We start from the raw sequence: 23,212 nt of genomic DNA on the forward strand, positions 1-23,212 counted from the left end.
CGCAGTGATTGCGGCGCGCTTCGTTGGTGCCCCCAGCGGGATTCGAACCCGCGATCTCCACCTTGAAAGGGTGATGTCCTAGGCCACTAGACGATGGGGGCCTAACGCGCGTGCATTATACCATATTTTGTGATTGTTGCAACCCGCCTACGATTCCGGCAGCTCATCGTAGTAATCAGCCAACCCGGCCAGCGTCATCTGGGCCAAAAACGGCGTCACCTCATTGCCGAGCGAGGTGCGGAACGCGCTGTAGTCAATCGCCACCGCCGCCTTCCAATCGCCGGCCTCGGTAAAGCGCGGCAGGTAGCGCCGCAATTGCGCTGCCAACAATCGGCGCGGGTTGGGTAACGCAAACCATAGCACCGCGCGCTGCAAATATTCTGAAAAGGCGGTCGTGTTCGCCTCATCATCCACCGGCGGTTCACCGAGCTTGGCAATGATGCGCTGGATGATCTCTGGCCCGATGTGCAGCGGATCAAACATCGGGTCGCGGAATAACTCGACGCAGTAGGCATTGAGCGCGGCTTGATCCCGGTGCAACGCCAACGCTACCCCGCGCTGGCCGGTTAATGCCCGCACCGCCTCCGCAATGCGCTCTTGCTCGGCAGCGTCGGGTGGATCGGCCAGCCATGTGCCGGCGCATCGCGTTAACCGAATTGCCTCTTCCCCGCCACCCGCTCGATCGACCGGACGCACTGAGCGACCGCGCATAGCTGCTCCCTCCCGTATTGGTTTGCTTGCGTCGCTTAGTATAACACGATCTGATCCGAGCGGTGCTATCTTGAAAACTTGACTTTCTTGCACAACAAATTGACATTTGTTACCCGCCTGATTACAATATGAGCAGAGATTCGCCTGAACCACACAAAGGAGCCTACCGTGGCACGCATTTACAACTCGATTACCGAATTGATCGGCAACACACCGCTGGTGCGCCTCAACCGTGTGAATGACACCCGCGCCACCGTAGTCGCCAAACTCGAATTCTTTAATCCGGCCAGCTCGGTGAAGGATCGGATTGGGTTGGCGATGATCGATGCCGCCGAGCGCGAGGGTCTTATCCGCCCCGGCGAGACAGTGCTGATCGAGCCGACCAGCGGCAATACCGGCATCGGCTTGGCGCTGGTGGCCGCTGCCCGCGGCTATCGCCTCATCCTCACCATGCCCGAAACGATGAGCATCGAGCGGCGCAAGCTGCTGCGTGGCTTCGGCGCGGAATTGGTGCTGACGCCGGGCAGTGAGGGTATGCGCGGCGCTATCGCCCGCGCCGAAGAGCTGCTGGCCGAGATTCCCAATAGCTTTATGCCCCAGCAGTTTAAGAACCCCGCCAATCCGGCGATCCACCGCGCCACCACCGCCGAAGAGATTTGGCGTGACACCGATGGGCAAGTAGACATTGTCGTTGGCGGCGTCGGCACTGGCGGCACCCTCACCGGTATTGGCGAGGTGCTCAAGCCGCGCCGGCCCAGCCTGTGCATTGTCGCCGTCGAACCGGAAGCCTCGCCAGTGTTGTCAGGCGGTAAGCCCGGCCCGCACAAGATTCAGGGCATTGGCGCTGGTTTTATTCCTGATGTGCTGAACACCTCCATTCTCGATGAGATTCAGCAGGTCAGCAACGAAGATGCCTTTGCAATGGCGCGCCGGCTGGCTCGCGAAGAAGGGTTGATGGTCGGCATTTCGAGCGGCGCCGCCGCTACTGCTGCCCTCCGCGTCGCCCGCCGCCCGGAAAACGCCGGGAAGCTGATCGTCTTTATCGTGCCGTCAAACGGCGAACGCTATCTCTCGACCCCGCTCTTCGCCGAGGAGTAAACGCTTAGTCGCGCAGGGGAATACACCGCCCCAAGCACTTGAGGAGCGGACAGAACGTTTGGTCGAGCATAACTGTTGATGCTGTGCAATGCCTCAAAGCGTAGCTCTCCGCTCCCCTCTCCCGCGCCAGTGAGAGAGGGGCTAGGGGTGAGGGTACACCAGCGCATCGCAACGCCATCAACTACATCTACGCTCATACGTTCTGTCCGCCCTTGAACCCGCGCCAGTGGGAGAGGGGCTAGAGGTGAGAGTACACCAGCGCATCGCAACGCCATCAACTGTAGCTGCGCTCATGGGTTCTGACCGATCTTGAACCAAGGCACATAGGGTTGGGAATGGCGAGGCTCAGAAGAATCACCTCTCACCACATCCTATGTGCCTTGGCTCCCTTTGGCCCGTCTGCGTAGGCTGCGGGCTACCGTTCGCCTCACCCGCTCGTAATCCCTCACGCTACCCTTTGCGCCCTTTGCGTCCTCTGCGCCCTTTGCGTTAACACGCTTTGCGTCTTTGCCTCCTTTGCGCCTCTCCGTTACTCATCATCCTCCTCGTCTTGGCGGCCCGCCCCGCCGTCAAGGAAAATGATCTCGTCGGCCCGTACATAAGTGCGCCACCGGGTTTGGCCACTCTCGCTGTCTTGCCACTTGTCGGTGCGCAAGCTGCCCATCACCATCACCCGCCGCCCCTTTTGCAGGTAATTGCCGCACACATCGGCCAGCCGCTCCCACGCCTCCACCGTCGTCCATTCGGTTTCACTCGTGCGCTTCCCTTGCTCGTCATTGGCGCCCGGCCGGTTGGTCGCCAAATTAAACCGGCAAAACGAAACCCCATTCCCAATCTGCCGCACCTCCGGATCCGCCCCCAGTCGACCGATCAACTCCACCCGATTCATCGTGCCCCGAAAACTGCGCATCGCCTGCTCCCTTCTCGTTTGCCCAAAAAATTGTCCCTGCATGAAAGAAACCGCAGCAACTGGCCAAAAGTTGCGCGGTTGGGCAAAAATTCGTCAAAATTGGCCTGCCCATCATAGACAAGCTGCAAGAGACACCTTAGCGCCGATGACGAGCGGAGGGTTGTCCCTTCTTGCCACCCACCCCGTTCAAACGGACGGATCAGCACGACGCTGCGCGGTCTTCCGCCAACTGCGGTCAGCATCCCTCAGTACACGCATAGCGCGCCGGTAGATGATTACAACCGGGATGCCAAACGCAAACCGGTGATGATGACCGCCACAACAACGCCGGATCACTCATCTTGTCGCTAACGCGGCGCATTTCAGCCGTCGTAGGTAATGGACAGCGGGTATAATGTTGGTCATGACAATTACGAATCGTTCACCGGATCCGCCTACCGGCAATGCCGAAACCTTATCACCTACTGCAACGATCCTTGCGCTCAGCAAGGCCGTGCTCTCGTCGCTCGAACTTCCCGATGTGTTACATCAAGTGCTCATCGCCACCCGCGCGTTAAGCGAGGCTGATGTGGTAACGATTTGGCTGCTCGATGAGCAGGGCGAATGGCTCACGAGCGCCGCCATTCTGGGGTTAGAAGATCGGCCCGAACACGAGCGCATCTTTCGCTTGCGCGTAGGTGAAGGCGTAGCTGGTTGGGCGGTCGCCAACCGGCAGATGTTACATCTGGTCAATCCGGTTCATGATCCGCGCTATTTGCCGAAACTCGATCGCCATCCGGACGTGATTTTAGCCATCCCGTTGATTGTGCGCGACCACTGTTTCGGGGCGCTAAGTCTGTCACGCTTCACGATTAGCGAACCGTTCAGCAACGGAATGCTCGACACGATCGCGATCTTCGCCGATCTGGCCGCGATCGCGATCGACAACGCCACCGCCGCCCAAATGCTGCGCCGGGCGACAGCGCGCGAGCGCATTTTAGCCTATAGCGCCGAGATCCATCAGGCTGAGGCATTGATCATGCGCGAATTGGCCGATGTATTAGGCGCTGAACCGCGGCTGATCACGACCGCCTCAGAAGGGCATCTGCTTGATCAGGCTGACCAACGGGTCACTGATCATGAGCTTGACCTGTTACGCACCGAAGGTGCGCTCATGGTCGATCTGCGCTTCGACGGTCTACCGGCATGGTTGGTCGTGCATGCCCCCGGACGGTATTGGCACAAGGAAGATACCGATCTGCTCGCCTTTGCCGCTGCTCAGATGATGCGCGCCCGCCAGCGCGCGTTCGAGTGGCGCGCCTATGCCCGCGCCGAGGCGCTGAGCAACTTAGTTGCCCTCACCAACGCGCGGATCGATCAGGCAAGCGTGCTTGACCAGATCCTCATCGAACTGCAACGCTTTGTCAATTTCGACTCGGCCTGCGTCTTTGTTGTCCATGACGAAGAATATGTGCGCTTGATCGCCCAGCGCGGCTTGCGCAGCAAGGCCGATCAGGTTACGCTGTACGCTGGTCCGGGGTCGCTCATTAACGACCTGCGCCGGTTAGGAACCGCCATTTATCATCCCGATGTGCAGCGCGTTTCCGGTTGGCAAAAAGTGCCCGACAGCGATATTATCCGCTCGTGGATCGGGGTGCCCTTGCGGGTTGATCAGACGACGATCGGCGTGCTCACTATTGACAAATGGACGCCCAACGGCTTTACCGCCGAAGATGTTGGCGCTGCGCAAATGTTCGGCGAGCAGGTGGCCGCCGTCATCAATAACGTGCGGTTGCTGCGCGAGGCGCAAGAACGGGCGCGCCAGTTTCAAGTCTTGCAACAGTTTAGCGCCCGCATCGGCACGCTACGCAACATTGACCAATTGCTCGATGAAGCGTCGCAATTGCTGCACCGCTCGTTTGGCTATTATCAGGTCTTGATCGGGGTCATTGAAGGTGAACAGATCGTCATTCGCACTGCACACGGCAATCTGGTGCAAGGCCAATCGCAACAACACCTCTTTCCGCCCCTATCGATCACAACCGGCATCAGCGGCTGGGTGATCAGCCATGCCCGCCCGGCGATTGTCAATGATGTGATGCGTGATGAACGGTATGTTCATCACCCCAGTCTACCGGCCACCGCGGCTGAGATGATTGTGCCGATCGTGGTTGATGAGCAGGTGTTTGGCGTCATTATCATTGAAAGCGCCGTCAAAGGCATCTTCGGTCAGAGTGACCTCGCCTTGGTGATGGCAATGGCGCACCTGATCGGGGTCACAATTGCCAACCTCAATCACGATGCCGAGCTGCAACGTGCGCGCGAGCAGTTGATCGAGCGTGACCGGTTACGCGCCCTCGGCGAACTCTCCAGCGGAGTCGCCCACGATTTTAACAATTTGCTGGCCAGTATCCTTGGTCATGTGCAGCTCTTATTAGCCGAAGTCGAAGATCCTCGCCTGCGTGAAGGGTTGCGCGCGATTGAAGTCGCGGCCCTCGATGGTGCGACGACGGTGAGCCGCTTGCAAGGCTTTGCCCAAACGAGCCGCTCGACACCGAATAGCCCCGTTGATCTCAATCAAGTTGTTGCGGAAAGTTTGGCCCTGACCCGTCCGCGCTGGCGCGACGAGGCTCAAAGCCGCGGCATCGCGATCGATGTCCGCACCGAGACGTCGCCGCTGCCGATCATCGTGGGTGATGCAACAGCGTTGCGCGAATTGGTGATCAATCTGGTCTTGAATGCGATCGACGCCATGCCCGATGGCGGCACAATCACCGTGCGTACGGCGCTAGCGTCCGGCGACATCTTGGGTGAAGCGACAGTTATGCTTGAAATCCAAGACACCGGCATTGGCATCGATCTAGCGCTCCACGAACGGATCTTCGCGCCATTTTTCTCAACCAAGGGCTCCCGCGGCACCGGGATGGGGCTGGCACTGGCGCGCGGCATTGTCCAACAGCACAGCGGTCGAGTAACGGTTGAAAGTGACCTCGGCAAGGGGGCAACCTTTCGCATCTGGCTGCCGGTTGGGCATCCACCGCCGGTCGAGCAGCCGGCCCAGCCATCCGTTACAACCCCGCCTAGTCGTATCTTGGTCGTTGATGACGAAGATGCCGTGCGGAAGGTCTTAGTCCGCATCCTCAAACGATTCGGCCATCAGGTTGATGAAGCTGCTTCTGGCGAAGCAGCCTTGGGGCAATTTGCGGTTGGACGCTACCACATCGTTTGCACCGATCTGGGTATGCCCAGTATGTCAGGTTGGGAGCTAGCCACCCATATTCGGCAGATGAACCCCAACGTGCGCATTGTGCTCGTCACTGGCTGGAGCGAGCAGATCGATCCTGAAGAGGTGCGTTCCCGCCAGATTGACGCTATTTTGGCCAAACCGTTTACCATCCAGCAGGTGCAGGCCGTGATCGCCGACGTGTTGGCATCGACATAGCCCGCGACAGCGGGGTTCGCTCCGGGCCGACATGTCGAACCGTAGGTAGGGATGAGGAACTCACATGGTTCACTTCTGGTTGCAATCGATTGGGGTAGCGCTCCGCTGGCTGCTGATCGGTGCGGTGGGATTGATTGCCATCACGATGTGGGCCGCCGGCCAATCGCTGGCCGAACCAATGCCCCTCAGCGGCGATGCAGTCATTATTGCGGCTATCACCCCACTTGATGTAGAGACGACTAGCCAAGCAGCCAATCTGCTTCAGGCCGGCTCAGCGCCAATCGCCTATCTGGCCGGCCCGCAGGCCGAAATCCTTGCTGTCGATCTGACGCAACGCGGGGTTCCTAGTGACCGGTTGCAGATCCTGCCCGAACCGGCGGCGTTGCTTCCGACCGTGCAAGCTGCCGGTCACCGGCGCTTGATTATCACCGCTTCACCGGCTTATCGCCTAGCTTTTGTCCGGCAGGCCCAGACGATGGGATTTGCTGTGGCGGTGCTTGAGGGTGGGCCACCTTCCCTGAGCGAGCGCTTTGCTGCAACTCTGATCTATTGGCAAACACTCGTTACAGGGCGAGCAAACTGATAACGATTATCAGATTCACTCACAAAAACTGATCAATGCCATTGTCCTTCCCAACGCACCAGAATGAGATATATTCCGCTTGCATCATAACGCAGTGCGTTGGTTATCCACAAAAAACATTTAACACTTTTAGCATTCAATCGGTGTATTGCAACGACCAAATACAGCATCAGAGAGGGGCAGCGTACCGCTGTATGCACGGCCTATTGACAAATCGCGAAAAGTATATTACTATTTCTCTACTTTTGCGACGCTACGCTGTTGATGATGTCTTGGTTTAATCACAGTGTGAACGCCGGCAAGAAGCTGAAGTGAAGCTGATACATTGCTGACACGACTCCCCAACCAGCCAGCTCGCTTCCTAACCTGCCGACCTCCAGCGCCACCACGCGCGTGGCCACAATCGCTGACTTCGCTGGCCGGTTGGCAGACAGAAAGAGGAAAGACGCTCCATGATTGAGCTGAATCACGATCGCGCTGGTGATCTGCTACCACTCGAACTGCAACGTCTGCGTGAACGCGCTGTTCACCATCGGAGTAGGCACCGGCAACGCTCGCGACCATTTGCTTCCATTGCTGCGCTTACTCGTACGACGCCAGATCTGCAACGCTGGCTACGTCAACTTCCCTCCCGGTATCTACTCCACTCTGTGGTTGCCCTTCTCTTCCCGGTCGCTCTGCTCCTCGGCCAACTGCCACTGCGCCCGGTACCGCAGACCCTTGCGCCACCCACTACGGCACCGGTCGTGGCAGAAGGCGATGTACCCCTGATCATGCTTGGCCCGCTTAATCTCGATTCTGCTCGCACCGGTGAAGTGGTAGGCGATCCGCCCCTTGAGGCCGATGAGTCGTTGCCGGTGCCGCTCACGGTGCTCTCGCGCAGTGAACAGACTGCGCCCCTCATCGTACCGGCAACCATTATTGCCGACATAGCGAAGGTGCGCAACGGCCCCGGCTTGGCCTACGATGACATCGCCCGCCTGACCAGTGGCGCCGCGATCGAAGTCGTTGGTCGCTATGGCGAGTGGCTCCAATTCCGTACCGCCGACGATCCGAGCTTGCGTTGGATCGCCGCTGAATTGGTGAATGTGCCGGAAGCGGTCTTCTACAATCTCAAGCCGGTGGCAGACGCTGCGATTCCGCCGCCGCCGCCGCCCAAGGTGGCGAATGTGCGCGAGGATGGTCTCAACTTGCGCGATGGCCCTGGCACCAATTATGTCAGCATGAAACGCCTCACTGCCGGCCAAGAGCTGACGCTCATCGAGCAGTTTAATGGCTGGTTCCTCGTTGAGGCTGGCGGTTTGTACGGCTGGGTCACGGCTGAATTCCTGAACATCGCGCCCGGCGTGATCGAGCGCGTGCCGGTTGCCGCCACCATCCCTGATCCGAACCCGCCATTAGTCGGTGCCGTGATCGAGAATTCGGTTAATCTGCGCAAAGGCCCCGGTTCAGCCTACGATCGCATCGGCGCAGTAAATGCCGGCACTGAAGTGAAGCTGTTGGCGCGGCACAAAGATTGGTACCGGGTTGAGCTGGTCAATGGCACCAAGGCGTGGATCTACGCCGAACTGCTGCAGGTAACGCCGATGGCCGCCCGGCGCGTGCCCTATACCAACGATATTCCGGCCTTGCCCAACCGCACCCGCCTTGCTAACAGCGGCCCGGTCAATATCCCCGCCAGCGGCGATGTCGCGAGCTATGCGGTGCAGTTTGTCGGCTATCGCTACGTGTGGGGCGGTTCTAGCCCGCTTACCGGCTTCGATTGTAGCGGGTTGACGTGGTATGTCTATCGCCAGTTTGGCGTGAGTCTGCCCCGCACGGCGGCAAGCCAGTTCAATACCCGCTATGGGGCGCTGATTAGCAGCCTCAGTAATCTGGCCCCCGGCGATCTGATGTTCTTCGCCAATACCGGTGGTGGTCGCGGTATTACCCACGTTGCCATTTATATCGGTAATGGCCAGATGGTTCACGCCATGACACCTGCCTACGGCGTTCAGATCTCTAGCATCTGGAGTTCGTATTGGACGAACCGCTTCGCCGGTGCTATCCGCCCGTATCGGTGACACTTCGGCGGGGCGATGCGATGCATCGCCCCGCTCGTCACTCCGCCCCTAACGCCGCAATCACCGTTCGCGCGAGATCGATCCGCATCAACCAGTTTCGCGGATCGGCATCAAAGCGATCGAGCCACGCTTGCGCCCCTCCCAACGCCGCTACTTCGTCACGGTAGCGGTCGAGCGTCTCAAACTCTAACCCTTCAGTAGCGCGATAGCCTACTGTGAACCCGGTCTGTTGCGCCAGCAGCAACCACGTACAATCGGCGCCGATGCTGTCATCGCGACTCGCTGAGACGATCAGTTCCGCCGCCTGCCGTGACAAGCCGCGCGCTGCCGCCATCACATCCCACCCTAACCCCGTCTTGCGCGCAAATACTTCATTCACCATCGCTTCAGTAACGGCCTGCGCGCGCGGATGGCTGGCAAATGCTCGTGGCGTGCGCCCCAAGACGGTCAGATCGAATGCCGGCAGCTCGGCCAGCGTGGCCGCTAACTCGTCCGGCCAGTACTCGATCCAATGCAAGACCCGGTCGAGATCGCAGAAGAGCAGCCATTTAGCGTTAGGAAAGGCATGTAAGGCAAGTTGCACCGCGCCGCGTCGCCAACGGCCTAGATGGAGATGGCCGATCGGCTCGTCTGCCGCCCCGATCCGCAATGCGATCGCCGCCTGTGCCAACCAAGCCTGCGTCACCGGTACGCTGGTTGGCGTGACCAAGACGGCAATGCCGGCAAATTGGCGCTGCAACGCCGGAAAAAGCTGCACCATCTGTTGGTATAAGCGCCCATCAGGATCGTGATGGGTCGCCGCGAGCACTATCGTCATCAGCGATCCTTTCATTGGCATAAAACGAGCACCCCGCTTATCAGCGGGGTGCAATCGTGATCAGACTGTTAGTGAAGTTGCGTAACAACGTACTGTAAAAGTGAAACCTTCGCGGCGAACCAGTAAACTGCGGGCAAGATTGCTGCTACGATATCTGCTGCGATGAAACTGCGACGTTAGCTGCGACGCTGGGCGAATGACAGTTGTAACTCCGTACCGCCGTACTAACAGTCTGATCGTCACGGGACGGGAGGTAGAATGCCAAGCTTTGTTCCGTCCAACCATACTATACCAGCAAACCCGCGATCGTCTCAATAGTGTGATAGTCCTATTACCCTGCCGCGTCGGTACTAGCGCTATCCCACCCAAAAGTACCAACGAGCCTTTCACCAATCCGTAGGAACCGGCAGCACCGGCCCGCGCCTGCTAGCCGGCGCTGCGCGCCGCGGCCACAAACCGCCGCACCCGGTTGACATCAACCGGATTGGCGATATCACCGTCTTGCTTGATACTGCTGCCCACAATCACACCATCGGCCACCTGCAGAAACGCGGCGATATTCTGCTCGGTAGTGCCGCTGCCGAGCAAGATCGGCGCATCACCCGCCAACGCCCGCGCCTGTTCGACCTTCGCCAAATCAGGAGCATCGCCGGTCATGCGCCCGGAAATGATCAGCGCATCAGCGCCGAAAAAGCGCGTCCACTCGATATGGGTGGCGAGATCAATCCCGGGAAAGCGTACTGAATGCTTTTTATCGACATCGGCAAAGATCTTGATCGACTCGGCATGCAGCTCTTTGCGCCGGCGCATCAAATCAGCGGCGCAGCCTTCGTCCCAACTGCCGGCATCCCAGACGCCGGCGCCAGTAAACATACAGACGCGAATGAAGCTGGCGCCAGCGGCAATCGCAATACCGAGCAAAGCGACACCGCCATTATGCACCAGATTGATCCCCAACGGCAACTCCGGCACCGCCTGCCGCACCGCATGCGCAACCACCGCCTGCGCAGCGATGCTTTCAGGCTGCACATGCGGGCCGGCCCGAAAGGGAATATCCCACATATTTTCCACGATCAAGCCATCGCACCCACCTTCAGCCAGCGCCTCAGCGTCACGAATCGCGTGATCGATGATCGTCTGCATCCCATAGCCGGTATAGCCGGGAGCGCCGGGCAATGGCCAGCAATGCACCATACCAATCACCGGTTTAGCGGTGCGAAAGATTTCGCGTAGATCACGCAGACGCAGCCGATCGAGCTGCTCTTGCCAGAGTGGTGGCATGATCATCTCCTTTGCGCTGTCAGCAGGTTATGCCCCTCGCGACGTGCTACGAGGGGCGGACAAACCATTGTAATTGATCACAACGGTTGATCGCGGTACGATGCCGCAATGCCCGGTGCGGCACTCCCCGCTCCCACTATTGTGGGAGCGAGACAGGGTGAGGGTGAACCGATGCATCTCCAAGCCTTCAACCGCCTCTGCACTCATAGGTTCGTCTATCATTAACCGCTCCGTGGTGGGGGCGCGGGCCTGCCACAGGTCGATAGATCGGGGCGTGGGTCGCGTGCGGGCGAGTCGCCCGCGCTCCGTGGTTGAGGATGTGGTCGATCACAACCGCTGATCGCTATGTAATGCCGCAATGCCCAGGCTGCGCTCCCCGCTCTCGCGCCGGTGGGAGCGGGATTGGGGGCGCGGACCGCTGGCCCGCCACGGGTCGATGGATCGGAGCGTAGGTCGCGCTGCGGGCGAGCCGCTTGCGATCCGTGGTTGAGGATGTGGTCGATCACACCCGTTGATCGCTGTGCGATGCCGCAACATCCGGCGCTGCATTCCCCTCTCCCGCGCCAGTCGAGGGGCTGGGGTGAGGGCTAACAGCCCGCGTAGCGGGCTTCGTAAGCCTAGCCCGGCCCTGAAGAGCCGGCTTCCGGATCAGATGTTCTGCCCACCCTTAAACCCGCGCCAGTGGGAGCGGGATTTGGGGGTGAGGGCACACCAGCGCCTCGCAACGCCATCAATCGCATCTGCGCTCATACGTTTTATCCGCCCTTCAAGCCAGCAACGCCGGCGATTTAGCCTGAGGTCTGATCCGGCCACAGGTGCTCGGCAATCGCCGCGCTCAACCGGCTCCGGATCTCGGCAGTGGATGGAATCGCTTCCACCGCGCCATAGCGCGTCGCCGTGAGCGCCCCCACCACATTTGCCAGCGTGGCGCTTTGCGATACATCAAGCCCATGCGCGAGCCCCCACGCATAGGAAGCGCTAAAGACATCGCCGCAGGCCGTAGTATCGACTGCCGTCACCGCCGGCGGTAAGACATCAAGCCGGCGGCCATCGGCGCTCGCCACGCTGCACCCTTGCGCACCCCGTTTGATGGCGACGTGGCGCACGCCCGATCCGATCAGGCTATCGAGTGCCTGCGCCACGCTTTGCCCCGGCAATAAGGCGCGCAGTTCATCTTCATTCATCGTCAGCAACCACAATTGGGGCAACAACCGCACGATCAGCCGCCGCGCCACCCGCACCGCCGGCAAACAGAGATCGAGTGCAATCACGCACCGCTGCTCGATCGCCATCTCCATCGCTTGTAACGCTGCCGAACGCTGTGGATCATCGAGCAGCGCATGCGCGCCGACCAACAACAGTTGGCTTGACCGGATGAGCGAAGGGGTCAAGGTTGAAGCGTCGCAGTAGACATTGGCCCCGCGAAAGCTGAGAAAACTGCGCTGGCCGTTCGGAGTAACGACAATGCCGCAGAGACCGGTTGCCGCGCTCGGATCAATCTGCACGGCGCTGACCTGCACACCGTGCGCGCGGGCTGTTTGTAAGGCAAACGAGCCAGCGAGATCGTTACCGACGCGCCCGATCACATACGGGATCGCTCCCAGCCGGCCAACCGCAACCGCCATATTGAGTCCGGATCCTCCCCCGCCCCAATGCACCGCTGTTGCCGGATTATCATCGTTCTCGCGGGGGAAATGCGGCAACACAAAGCCAAGATCGACATTGATGTCGCCCAGCGCCGTCACTACTCGCCGCGTTTCCGCCTCCATTTTCATCCTTTACATGTTGCAGCCAGCTCCGCTTCCGTGTACAATTCTACTCTAGAGTCGGAATAATGCTACTGTCAACCCAATTCCTGCCGGCTCCTCTTCCTATAGACAGATCGGGCTCTCCGCAATGGAAGAGATTCTCATCGTTGATGACAATGAGCAGATAGGCCGCATGTTGGCCACCAGCGTGCTCCCTGAATTGGGATACCGCGCTATCACTGCGCTTACCGGCCAGAGCGGCCTTGAGCGGCTGCGTGCCCGCCAACCCGATCTCATTTTGCTCGATCTGCAGTTGCCCGATATGAACGGGCTTGACTTCCTGCGCATCTTAACACAAGAACGGATTGATATACCAGTTATTCTGATGACCGCGCACGGCTCTGAGATGATCGCGGTCGAGGCATTCCGGCTCGGCGCTCGCAATTATCTGATCAAGCCGTTCTCAGATTCCGAGGCGCGTGACGCCATCGATCAAGCTCTCCGCGAACGTCGCTTGCAACGCGAACGCGACCGGTTGGTGGCGCTCTTGCAGCAACGGGTGCAAGAGCTAACTGTCTTGACCCGGGTTGGCAAATCGGTGACGGCGTTGATGAATCACCGCCAGTTGCTCGATCGGATTGTCGAAGCGGCGATGTATATCACCCAAGCTGATGAAGGGTTGCTCTGCGAGCGCGATGAGCAACATGAAGAACTAGTAGTGCGTGCATGGCGTACTCCTCCCGGCGAGCCGGCCAAACCGCTCGGCTTGGCCGGTTCGTTGGTTGAGCACGTGATGCGGAGCGGGAAACCAATCCGCCTAAGTAGCGCCGCCACTAGCGAACCGATTACGATAACGCCGGCGTTAACGGTGCAAGCTACCTTGCAAGTGCCGTTGCAGATCGGCGATCGGGTGATTGGCGCATTAGTCGTGAATAACCGGCGCACGAATCGCGCCTTTAGCGATAGCGATCAATACCTGTTGGCTGCGCTGGCCGATTACGCTGCGATTGCCATCGAAAATGCCCGGCTCTATCAAGCAGCCCGCAGCAGTGAAGCGCGGTATCGCGCGATCTTTGCCAACGCCTCTGATATGGTGCTGATGCTCGATGCCGAGTGGCGGATCGTCAGCAGCAATCAAAGCGGCGCTCGCATTCTCGGCTTAACTCCAGATGATCTGGCCGGCCAACCACTGCAACGGTGGTGCGTGCCCCAAGAATGGCCAGCCATTACCAGCACTCTCCAGCGGATAGCCAATGGCGAACCAGCGCAGCCCTTTACCGTATCGTTGCAGCGCCACCCCCACGATATGGCCGTGGTCGAAATGAGCGCACAACGCCTCGCCATCGATACCGAGGTGATGATCGTTTGTATCGGGCGCGATCTGACCGAACGCCGGCGCCTCGAACAGCAACTGATCCAGTCGGATAAACTCTCGGCGTTGGGCCAATTGGTGGCCGGTGTTGCCCACGAGTTAAACAATCCGCTCACTAGTATTTCAGGGTATGCCCAGTTGCTGCTGCGCAATCGCTCGCTCGATGAAGACACCCGCGTGGATCTGGAACAGGTGCGGCAACAGGCCGATCGAGCGGGTCGGATTGTACGCAATTTGCTCATGTTCGCCCGCGAACACAAACCCGAACGCTCGGTGGTGCAGATCAACGATGTGATCCAGAGCGCACTGGCGTTACAGGTCTATCAATTACGGGTTGATAATATCAATGTCCAACTCGAACTCGACCCGTCTTTACCCTTGACCATCGCTGATCCACACCAGTTGCAACAGGTCTTGCTCAACCTGATCACCAATGCACGCCAAGCGATGGCTGAACGCGGCGCCGGCACGCTGACCATTCGCACCGCGCTGTGCAACACGGGTGCTGAGCCGCAGATCGAGATTTGCGTCTCTGATACCGGTGTGGGCATCCCTGCCCAACACCTCGACAAGATTTTTAATCCCTTCTTTACGACCAAGCCGGTGGGGCAAGGCACCGGTTTGGGTCTCTCGATCTGCTACGGCATCATTCAAGAGCATCAGGGCCAGATTTGGGCCGAAAGCCGGGAAGGGGTTGGCACGACCATCTTTATCCGGCTGCCACTGATTGAACCACGCGACGAGACTGACGAACCGCTGTCGCCATCAGCAACAACCGAGAGCGGCCCCTGCCAACGGGTCTTGGTGGTTGATGATGAAGAGCCGGTGCGCCGGATGCTACAGCGCCTGCTGGGTGAACTCGGCCATCAGACGACCACCGTCGGCGATGTCGATACTGCGTTGCAAGAGCTGGCCTCTCATCACTACGACTTGGTGATTACTGATCTCCGCATGCCCCAGAAGAGCGGGTTTGATTTGCGTGATGCCATTAACCGCACCTATCCCCAATTGGCTGACCGGATCATCTTCATCAGCGGCGATACCCTCAGTTCGCTCAAACCTCAACAGAAAGAACAACTCCAGGGACGGTTGCTGACCAAACCCTTTTCCATCCCCCAATTGACCGAATTGTTGCGCAATCTTCCCCAGCAGCGAACGATCAATTCGTCTGAACACCGTTAACGTATGCTATGGTAAGATCAATACCCGGTAGCATTGGAAGCCGGCAACGGGGCCGGCAACGAGCCATGGAACGAGCCATGGGTTGAATACCGGTATAGGAACGACCATGGATCCATTTATCGCCCAGTCCGTTGCCGCGATTGCGGCCGATACGGTCTCAGGCGCGGTGGAAATTGCCAAAAAATGCGCAGAAGTGCTGGCGCGTGCAGTGCGCAGCCGGCCTATGGCAGACCGAGCTGACGTGCAACGCGAGATCCTCACCGTGGGCAGAACATTGATGCGCAGCCATCCGACCATGGCGCCGTTAGTGAATTTGGTGAACGGTCTCCTTTGGCGTCTCGAAGAGACTCACGATAGTGAAACCGCGCAGCACTTGGTTGATGAAACTACCAACGATTTTCGCCGCCGGCTGCATGTGCATGAAGCAGCTATTGCGGAAACGACGCTGCGCTTAATCAGCGAAGAAGCGCGGATCCTGACGATTGGGCGGAGCACGACGGTGCGGGCAGCTTTGCGTCACGCACAGCGCGCCGGCCGGCGGCCGCGTGTGATTTGCACCGAGAGCAGGCCGGCCGGTGAAGGCCGGATGCTGGCCGGTGAATTGGCGGCCAGCGGCATCCATACCACACTCATTACCGATGCATCGGCAGCAGCGCATGTGGCGCACTGCCATCTCGTGCTGGTCGGCGCCGACCTGATCAGTGGCGACGGACTGATCAATCGGGTCGGCACCTACCCGCTGGCGCTGGCCGCCCATGCCAGTGGCGTCCCGATGTATACGCTCTGTTCGAGTGAAAAGCTGTTGCCGCCGGGGTACCGCTTACCGTCGCAACAACCACTGCCGCCCAACCAGCTTTGGCCGGAAGCGCCGCCGGGGATCACGGTGCAAACCGCGTACTCGGATCGCACCCCGCTCGATCTGCTGACCGGGATTATTTCAGAGCGAGGCATTTCGCCACCGGTTGGGATTGAAGCGTGGCTGGCTGCCACCCATCTCCATCCGTTGCTGCGCGCCGATATGGATGAGGCTGGTTAACGCTGCACAAGCTGGCGGTAGAGGGCCAGCGTCTGCATTGCAGCGGCGTGCCACGAAAACCGCGCAGCCTGTAGCGGCCCGCGCCGGCGTAGCTCGGTGCGGGCTTGTTCGTCGTGCCAAAGCTGTTCGATCAGATCAGCCCATGCCACCGGATCAAGCGGCGGCACTAGCCATGCGGCATCGCCAACCACTTCCGGGAGACTGCTCGTATCGGCCACAATAGCCGGCGCGCCACACGCCAACGCTTCTAGCGCCGGCAGGCCAAAACCTTCATACCGCGACGGATTGAGATAGATACGGCAGGCGGCGTAAAGCCAGCGCAGATCGTCACTGCCGACAAAGCCGATGCGCGTGACCCGATCGCCAAGCCCAAGCTCGCCAATCAGCGCCAGTATCGGCTCGTCGAGCCAGCCGCGCCCGCCGGCCAACACCAAGTGATAACCAGCCGCCGGCCGGCGGTCGCAACAGATCCGTAAGGCGCGCAACAACGTCGGAATGTTCTTACGTGGTTCGATCGTACTCACAAAGAGCAAAAAGCTATCGGCAGCCAACGTCTGGCCATCGATCATGCGCGTTGCGCCGTGAGCAAGGGGCAGCGGGCGAAAATGAGCATCAGCCGCCTCATAGATCACGGTGATCCGTTCCGGCGACACTCCCAGCCGTTCAACAATATCATCACGAGTCGCCTGCGACACCGCAATAATTGCTTCGGCGCTGGCCGCCGCCTGATAGATCTGGCCGTAATACCGGCGGGCCGCTTGATCGAGAATATCGGGAAAATGGAGAAAGGCGAGATCGTGAATCGTGATCACTGCCGGGCACGGGCGCACCAATGGCGGAATAAAATCAGGACTGTGCAGCACCGTAGGCCGGCGCAGCCACACTTCGAGCGGGAGAATGGCTTGCTCGAAACGGTGATGGGGCGGGGTCAGTAGCCGGCTACGCCGCAAGCCGGGAACCAGCGGCGAGCGGGCGCGCACATGTTCGAGCACGAGCAGTTCTTCACCGGCAGCCAGCAAGGGCGCCATTGCCGTAACCAAACTACGGGTGTAGTGGGCGATCCCCCCTTGCCGGTACGCATTAAGGCGAGCGTCGATGGCAAAACGGATCATGAAGCCTTCACCGGCGCACAACTATCAGATATCGACTTCCAAGCCATCATACGCAAAGGTCACGCCGGGAGGCAAGCCATAATCGGCACGATAATCGACCGTATGGGTCATATGCACCAGAAAGGTGCGCGGTGCGCCAACCAATCGCGCGACTTCACCCGCCTCGGCAATCGAGAGATGGGTCGGATGCGGTTCGGCGCGTAACGCATTGAGCACCAGTACCTGCACCCCGCGCAACCGCTCGATCGCCGCCGGCGGCACGGCGCTCGCATCAGTCACATAGCCAAGAGGGCCAATCCGGTAGGCGGTAATCGTCCACGTCCCATGGGGCACGGCAATCGGCACAATCGGCAGCGGGCCAACCTGAAACGGGGTCTCGACAGCGCACAACGTAATCGCTGGGCGTGACGAACCGGTTGAAGTCTCGTCAAAGGCGTAGGCAAAGCGTTGGCGCACATCGGCTAAGGTTTGCGGGCTGCCATAGATGGGCAACACCCCCTGCCGCAAACAAAACGGGCGCAAATCATCGAGGCCGGCCACATGATCGAAATGGGCATGGGTCAACAACACAGCATCGATCCGGCGCAAACCGGCGGCAATGGCTTGGATGCGAAAATCAGGCCCAGCATCAATCAACAGAACCATACCATGGCTGCGCACGAGAGCTGAGGTACGCAGCCGGTGGTGGCGTGGATCAGGCGAGGTACAAATCGGGCAATCGCAGCCAATGACAGGAACCCCCATTGATGTACCGGTGCCAAGAAAGCGCAACTGCATATCGCCCGCACCAAGATGAATACCTGATGAATACGTTCTTACTACGGCATTATAACACGGCCGCTCGGTGATCAACCTACGCCGCACAATATCGCTTTGGCACCGGTCATAAAGCCCTCGATCATCTGTCATATCATTTATATTGGTATGCAATTGTATCGTATATAAATAAACTGTTACCTATTTGCCATCAAAAATGCATTCGCAACAATCGCAACCTGCTTTATACTATCATTAAGCGACGTGGATCATGCCAACCATTCATGCCGCGAGGATCTATGCGTAGCGGCTTTTTCAGCGAAACTCGTAGAGAAGCAATGACGTGATCACAATGCTGTTCGCTGACCGGCCGCACTCATCACCGCAGGTTGAATGCCATGCGCCGGCTGATTGGCGAGTTGCAAACGCAGCTCAAATACCAGATTATCGGCCCTTTCCTCATCCTTGCGATTGTCATCGCAGTGGTTGGTTTGTCGATCGTCGCGTTTTTCCTCGCCCGTCAGCAACAAGATCGCTTTGACAACGAGCTCGCCGCCGCCACGCGTACGGTGAGCGACGCCTTGCTCGCCCAAGAACAGGCCAACCTTAACTTCTTGCGCGAAGTCGCCTTTGCCCAACGCAATGACAGCATCGGCGCACCTGCCGTCGCTGACGCTTTTCGCGAAAATAACAACGAAGAGTTACGGATTGCGCTCGAACCGTTCTTCCTCCAAGGCACTCGGCGCAGTGACGTGCGTCTCGATCGCTTGATCGCTTTTGGCCGCGATGGGCGGACAATTGCCGACTTCGAGCGCCCGCCGTTTGCTACCGACAACTCGTATATCACCCATGCCTCATTCGATCTGAGCAGCGCATGGTTTACCGCCAAAATCCTCAACGGCGAAGCCGACTCTCGTGGCGATAAATACGCCGGCTTGATCCAGTTTAGCAACACCCAAACCCTCTACCTCGCAACGATTGCGCCGGTGCGGCTGGGGAATGACGTCGTTGGCGGCTTGATTGTCGCCATCCGGCTCGATAACCTGCTCAACACCATCGTCCAGCAGGCCCGGCTCGATGGTTTGGTACTGTACGATCCTGACGGCAAGGTGATCGCGAGTTCGTTTGGCAGCCTGAGGCAAACCACTACGCTGACCGCCGACCTGCTGGCGAAGATTAAAGCCAACCCCGATCCGTTTGGGAAATCACTCTTTACCGTGCAGCAGATCAATGGCACAGAGTACCAGTTTGCGTATGTGCCTTTTACCATTCGCGGCGGACGGGCGGGTATTCTGGCGACGGTGCGCGCGCGCGAAGAAGTGTTGGCAACGTGGAATAATGTGAGCCCGATTCTTGCCCTGATTACCTTTGGCTTGGGTTTTGGGATCGCGGTGCTTGGCTTATGGGTGGCGCGGCGCATTACCCACCCGCTTGAAGAGTTGGCCGAAACGGCAAACGCGGTCGTCAGCGGCGACCTGCAACGGCGGGCGCAGGTCAGTACGCAGAATGAGATCGGGGTGCTGGCGCAGAATTTTAACCGCATGACCGAGTACCTGATCGAGCTGTTGGCGCAAGTGCGCGCCGAAGCCAGCCAGCGCGCAGCTATTGTCGAAAGCATTACCGATGGCATCATCTTTACCAATGTTCACGGCGAGATTCTCTCGATCAACCGCGCCACCCGCCGGTTGCTGGACATTAGCGAAGAAGCGCCAATGCCGAAGCGCCTGAGCGATCTTCCGCTCGAACCCCTGCAAGAGGGCATTCCCGGTTTTGGTGACCAACGTGCCCAAGATCTCTATGCGCTCGGCAGCTATTTTGTTCGTCTTTCGATCGCTGAAGTGCGCGAAGAGAATGGCGAATTGCTCGGCTATGTCGCCGTGCTCCAAGATCTCACAGAGGAGGTGATGGTCGACCGGGCGAAGACCAATTTTATCGGGACGATTTCACACGAGTTGCGCACGCCTTTGACTGTGATCCGAGGCAACGCTGATCTCCTGATGCGCGGGTTAGCCGGCCCGCTCGACGACGAGCAAAAGACCTTTGTCGAAGCGATCCGGCTGCATGCGAACAACATGACAACGCTGATCAGCAATGTGATTACGATTGCTAACCTCGATTCTGGTTCGCTCAAATCGATCCTCGAACCAATCGAGGTGCAACGCCCGATCGAAGATGCGATCTGGCAGGTGCAGGCACAGATTAAAGCCAAAGGGTTGCAACTCGAGGTCGAGATTCCGAAGAAGCTACCCGCCGTGCTAGCCGATTTCGATCATGTACGTACCATCATGACCCAATTGCTTGACAATGCCCGTCGCTATACTAATGCAGGCGCCATCACGATTCGCGTCATTCCGCAACCTGATGTGATGCGGATTGAAGTGCGCGATACCGGTCGCGGCATTCCACCCCATATGCACGAGCAGATCTTCGAACGTTTCATTCGAGGTGATGGCACCAGCGAAGGCATAAACTCTAGCGAACGTGGCATCGGGCTAGGATTAGCTATTTGCAAGCAATTAGTCGAGCGCCTGAGCGGAGCGATCGGTGTCGAGAGCGCACCGGGGCAAGGCAGTACGTTCTTCTTTACGTTACGTTATGCAAATAATACCGCCAGCCCTGAAAAACCAGCAACCCGCGTGGAATCGGCTGCTTGACGGACGCCGATTCCGGCGTCCGTTGCCATGGCTGATCCTTGCTTCGTTGTTGCTGCTGCTCCTTTTGATCTCCTGCGTCATTAGCCTGATGATCAATCAGGTGGCTCCGCGTATGGAGTGGTTTAGCGGCGACGTGAGCAACAGCGGGCGGGTGGATTATAGTCTGTGGAGCGGTGGCCCCCAATTACCGCCGCTTAATCCCGAAGCAATTGCTTCACCCAACGAAGAACCGACCCCCATCACCACCCCCGGCGCCGAACCAGAACCGGAATTCCCGGTGGTGGTGATTGAGGTGCCCACCGCGACCCCGACCAGCACGCCCACCGCGACCCCGACCAGCACACCCACCCCAACCCGCACGGCCACCCCAACCCGCACGGCCACCCCAATCGCAACGCCGGCAACGGTGACAACACCAGAGCCACCCCCGCCACCGCCACCCCCCCCAACGGTGACGAACACCCCAACGGCAACGCCAACCCGCACGGCCACGCCGTCACCAACGAACACTCCTATCCCAACGGTGACTCTCACCCGGACGGCCACACCTACCCGAACGGCGACGCTAACGCCGACACATACACCGACGCCACAACCCGGTGAGTCGATCTTTTTCTTCGCAAATGCGAACCTCAGCGTCAACGAAAATGCCGGCGTTTTGACGGTAACGGTGCGCCTCGGCGCGCCGGCTGAACAGACGGTACGCGTGCGGTACGAAACCGTGGCCGGCAGCGCGTTGCCCGGCGTCGATTACACCGCCACCAGCGGGCAACTCACCTTTGCCGTCGGTGAACAGCAAAAGACCTTTACTGTTGAGATTATTGCCGATAATCTCTACGAGCCGGCTGAGACGTTTACGCTGCGCTTGTTCAACCCCGAGAACGGTTTTATCGGCATCCCCAACACGGCAACGGTGACGATTATTGATACCAGCCCGCCGCCAGAGATTAGCTTTGACAGCGCCGTCAGCACTGCAAATGAATCGGCTGGATTGGTCGCGGTAACAGTGCGGCTTAATCGTGTTTCGGCTGTCGATGCCCGCGTGTCGTATACTGTCACAGGCACGGCTTCCTTTGCCGATCACGGCCTCCGTGACGGGACGATCGTGATCCCAGCCGGAGCGCGCGCGGCGCGGTTGCTGATCCCCATTGTTGATGATCCGGAAGCCGAGAATGATGAAACGGTCGTTGTCACCTTAAGCGCGCCGGTTGACGCAACGCTTGGCTCACCGCGCACCCATGCGCTGACAATTCAAGATAACGATCAAGCTAGCATTATCCTGCAACCGTCCCTTGTTGATGTGGCCGAAGGAGGCCCAGACGGATCCTATACTATCCGCCTGAACAGCCGGCCAACTGCGCCCGTCACCATCACGCTGAGCAGCGTACAGGTGACGACAAATCCGGCGACCTTGACGTTTACGTCGGCTAATTGGTCTACCCCGCAGACCGTGATTGTGCAAGCGATTGATGATCAGGTCGCCGAACCAACGCCACATCCCGGTTCGGTGTCACATACGTCAACCAGTGCCGACCCGTTTTATCAAGGCTTGATCCTGCCCACCTTGGCCGTCCGCATTGCCGATAACGATACGGCCGGGATTATCACGTTGCCCTTTAGCCTGACGGTCGCTGAAGGCGGCCCGGCAGTGAATTACCAAGTGCGATTAGCCACCCAGCCGACGGCAAATGTGGTGATTGCAATTACCCCCTCTAATCAGGTGTTGCTTAATGAGCAGTCGATCCCAGCTCCGATCACGCTGGCCTTCACCCCTGCCAATTGGAATGTGCCGCAAACGGTCAGTGTCGTAGCGGTGGACGACCAAATTGATGAAGGCATGAGTGAAGTTGTCCAGATCGCGCACACCGCCAACAGCACCGACCTCTTCTACAACGGTCTGATGGCAAATGTTGCGGTAACGGTGATTGATAACGATTTGGCCGGGATCGTGTTGTCGCCTAGCAACCTCACGCTGAACGAAGGCGAATCCGGCGCGTATACGGTGCGGCTTAATAGCCAACCGGTGGCGGCGGTGACGGTGCAACTGACGCCAGAAATTGTCGCGCCGATCTCGCCGTTGGTGACGAGCAACGGGCAGGTGCTGCTCAATGGCCAGCCGACCCTCACCCTCACCTTTACCCCAGCGAATTGGAACACGCCGCAGACGGTTAGCGTGCAAGTGATTGATGACCAGATCGATGAAACGCTCGATCCTGCTACGACATACCTTGTGCATGTGCGCCATACCGCCAGTAGCGCCGGCGACGCGATTTACAATGCGCTACCGCCGGTGTTGTTGCCGGTGACGATTATCGAGAATGATTTTACTACGCTGATCTTGAGCCCCACCAGCCTGACCGTGGCCGAAGACGGCCCGGCGGTGAACTACACTGCCCGCCTCGCCACCCAGCCGCTGGCGAACGTCTCGGTCACCATCACACCTGAAATCGTCAGCGCCGTCTCGCCGC

At 59.0% G+C, this 23,212-nt stretch carries 15 protein-coding genes and 1 tRNA gene; 8 read left to right on the top strand and 8 right to left on the bottom strand.

What is annotated here, in order from left to right; genetic code table 11:
• Positions 1–24: 24 nt before the first annotated feature.
• Together U9R61_RS14620 and U9R61_RS14625 are read right to left on the bottom strand one after the other, a co-directional pair.
• Positions 25–101, bottom strand: a tRNA-Glu gene (locus U9R61_RS14620).
• A gap of 46 nt (positions 102–147) precedes the next feature.
• The gene (locus tag U9R61_RS14625; RefSeq protein WP_322489546.1) at positions 148–711 is read right to left on the bottom strand and encodes a hypothetical protein; all 564 of its coding nucleotides are present in this window, start codon (positions 709–711) and stop codon (positions 148–150) included.
• Between the two features lie 168 nt (positions 712–879).
• Here U9R61_RS14625 and cysK point away from each other — a divergent pair, with 168 nt between their 5' ends.
• Positions 880–1,809: a cysteine synthase A gene (cysK, locus tag U9R61_RS14630; RefSeq protein ID WP_322489547.1), complete on the top strand. Its 930-nt coding sequence runs from the start codon at positions 880–882 to the stop codon at positions 1,807–1,809.
• 529 nt (positions 1,810–2,338) lie between these two features.
• On the opposite strand, the gene U9R61_RS14635 is transcribed toward cysK, so the two are convergent.
• Positions 2,339–2,719 carry a single-stranded DNA-binding protein gene (locus U9R61_RS14635; protein WP_322489548.1) on the bottom strand — a complete coding sequence of 127 codons (381 nt, stop codon included), beginning with the start codon at positions 2,717–2,719 and terminating at the stop codon, positions 2,339–2,341.
• A gap of 403 nt (positions 2,720–3,122) precedes the next feature.
• Between U9R61_RS14635 and U9R61_RS14640 the strand changes: the two genes are divergently transcribed.
• From U9R61_RS14640 to U9R61_RS14650, 3 genes are all read left to right on the top strand, one after another.
• A complete protein-coding gene (locus tag U9R61_RS14640; RefSeq protein ID WP_322489549.1) occupies positions 3,123–6,140 on the top strand; it encodes a GAF domain-containing protein in 3,018 nt (1,005 codons plus the stop codon).
• A 64-nt stretch (positions 6,141–6,204) separates the two neighbouring features.
• Positions 6,205–6,723 carry a hypothetical protein gene (locus U9R61_RS14645; RefSeq protein WP_322489550.1) on the top strand — a complete coding sequence of 173 codons (519 nt, stop codon included), beginning with the start codon at positions 6,205–6,207 and terminating at the stop codon, positions 6,721–6,723.
• Between the two features lie 452 nt (positions 6,724–7,175).
• Positions 7,176–8,786 carry an SH3 domain-containing protein gene (locus U9R61_RS14650; protein WP_322489551.1) on the top strand — a complete coding sequence of 537 codons (1,611 nt, stop codon included), beginning with the start codon at positions 7,176–7,178 and terminating at the stop codon, positions 8,784–8,786.
• A 37-nt stretch (positions 8,787–8,823) separates the two neighbouring features.
• On the opposite strand, the gene U9R61_RS14655 is transcribed toward U9R61_RS14650, so the two are convergent.
• The 3 genes from U9R61_RS14655 to U9R61_RS14665 form a co-directional block, all read right to left on the bottom strand.
• Positions 8,824–9,603, bottom strand: coding sequence for a hypothetical protein (locus U9R61_RS14655; RefSeq protein WP_322489552.1), 780 nt, complete (start codon positions 9,601–9,603; stop codon positions 8,824–8,826).
• A 426-nt stretch (positions 9,604–10,029) separates the two neighbouring features.
• Positions 10,030–10,884, bottom strand: a complete 855-nt coding sequence (locus U9R61_RS14660; protein WP_322489553.1) for a BtpA/SgcQ family protein — start codon at positions 10,882–10,884, stop codon at positions 10,030–10,032.
• A 788-nt stretch (positions 10,885–11,672) separates the two neighbouring features.
• Positions 11,673–12,653 (bottom strand): carbohydrate kinase family protein, encoded by a 981-nt coding sequence (locus U9R61_RS14665; protein WP_322489554.1) that lies wholly within the window; start codon positions 12,651–12,653, stop codon positions 11,673–11,675.
• Between the two features lie 127 nt (positions 12,654–12,780).
• On the opposite strand from U9R61_RS14665, the gene U9R61_RS14670 reads away from it, so the two are divergent.
• Positions 12,781–15,186, top strand: a complete 2,406-nt coding sequence (locus U9R61_RS14670; protein WP_322489555.1) for a response regulator — start codon at positions 12,781–12,783, stop codon at positions 15,184–15,186.
• A gap of 106 nt (positions 15,187–15,292) precedes the next feature.
• Positions 15,293–16,222, top strand: coding sequence for a translation initiation factor eIF-2B (locus U9R61_RS14675; RefSeq protein ID WP_322489556.1), 930 nt, complete (start codon positions 15,293–15,295; stop codon positions 16,220–16,222).
• Here the strand turns inward: U9R61_RS14675 and U9R61_RS14680 are convergent.
• Both U9R61_RS14680 and U9R61_RS14685 read right to left on the bottom strand, forming a co-directional pair.
• Entirely contained in the window at positions 16,219–17,334 is a 1,116-nt protein-coding gene (locus tag U9R61_RS14680) for a glycosyltransferase family 1 protein (protein WP_322489557.1), read from the bottom strand. The two genes, U9R61_RS14675 and U9R61_RS14680, sit on opposite strands and share 4 nt — an antisense overlap.
• A gap of 24 nt (positions 17,335–17,358) precedes the next feature.
• Positions 17,359–18,111 (bottom strand): MBL fold metallo-hydrolase, encoded by a 753-nt coding sequence (locus U9R61_RS14685; RefSeq protein WP_322489558.1) that lies wholly within the window; start codon positions 18,109–18,111, stop codon positions 17,359–17,361.
• A gap of 377 nt (positions 18,112–18,488) precedes the next feature.
• Here U9R61_RS14685 and U9R61_RS14690 point away from each other — a divergent pair, with 377 nt between their 5' ends.
• Together U9R61_RS14690 and U9R61_RS14695 are read left to right on the top strand one after the other, a co-directional pair.
• Positions 18,489–20,744, top strand: a complete 2,256-nt coding sequence (locus U9R61_RS14690) for an ATP-binding protein (protein WP_322489559.1) — start codon at positions 18,489–18,491, stop codon at positions 20,742–20,744.
• The coding region (locus U9R61_RS14695) for a Calx-beta domain-containing protein (RefSeq protein WP_322489560.1) at positions 20,686–23,212 on the top strand (2,527 nt) is incomplete at its 3' end. The genes U9R61_RS14690 and U9R61_RS14695, both read left to right, overlap by 59 nt.

Origin of the sequence: Chloroflexus sp. (assembly GCF_034431535.1) — a bacterium.
Classification (GTDB): Bacteria; Chloroflexota; Chloroflexia; order Chloroflexales; family Chloroflexaceae; genus Chloroflexus.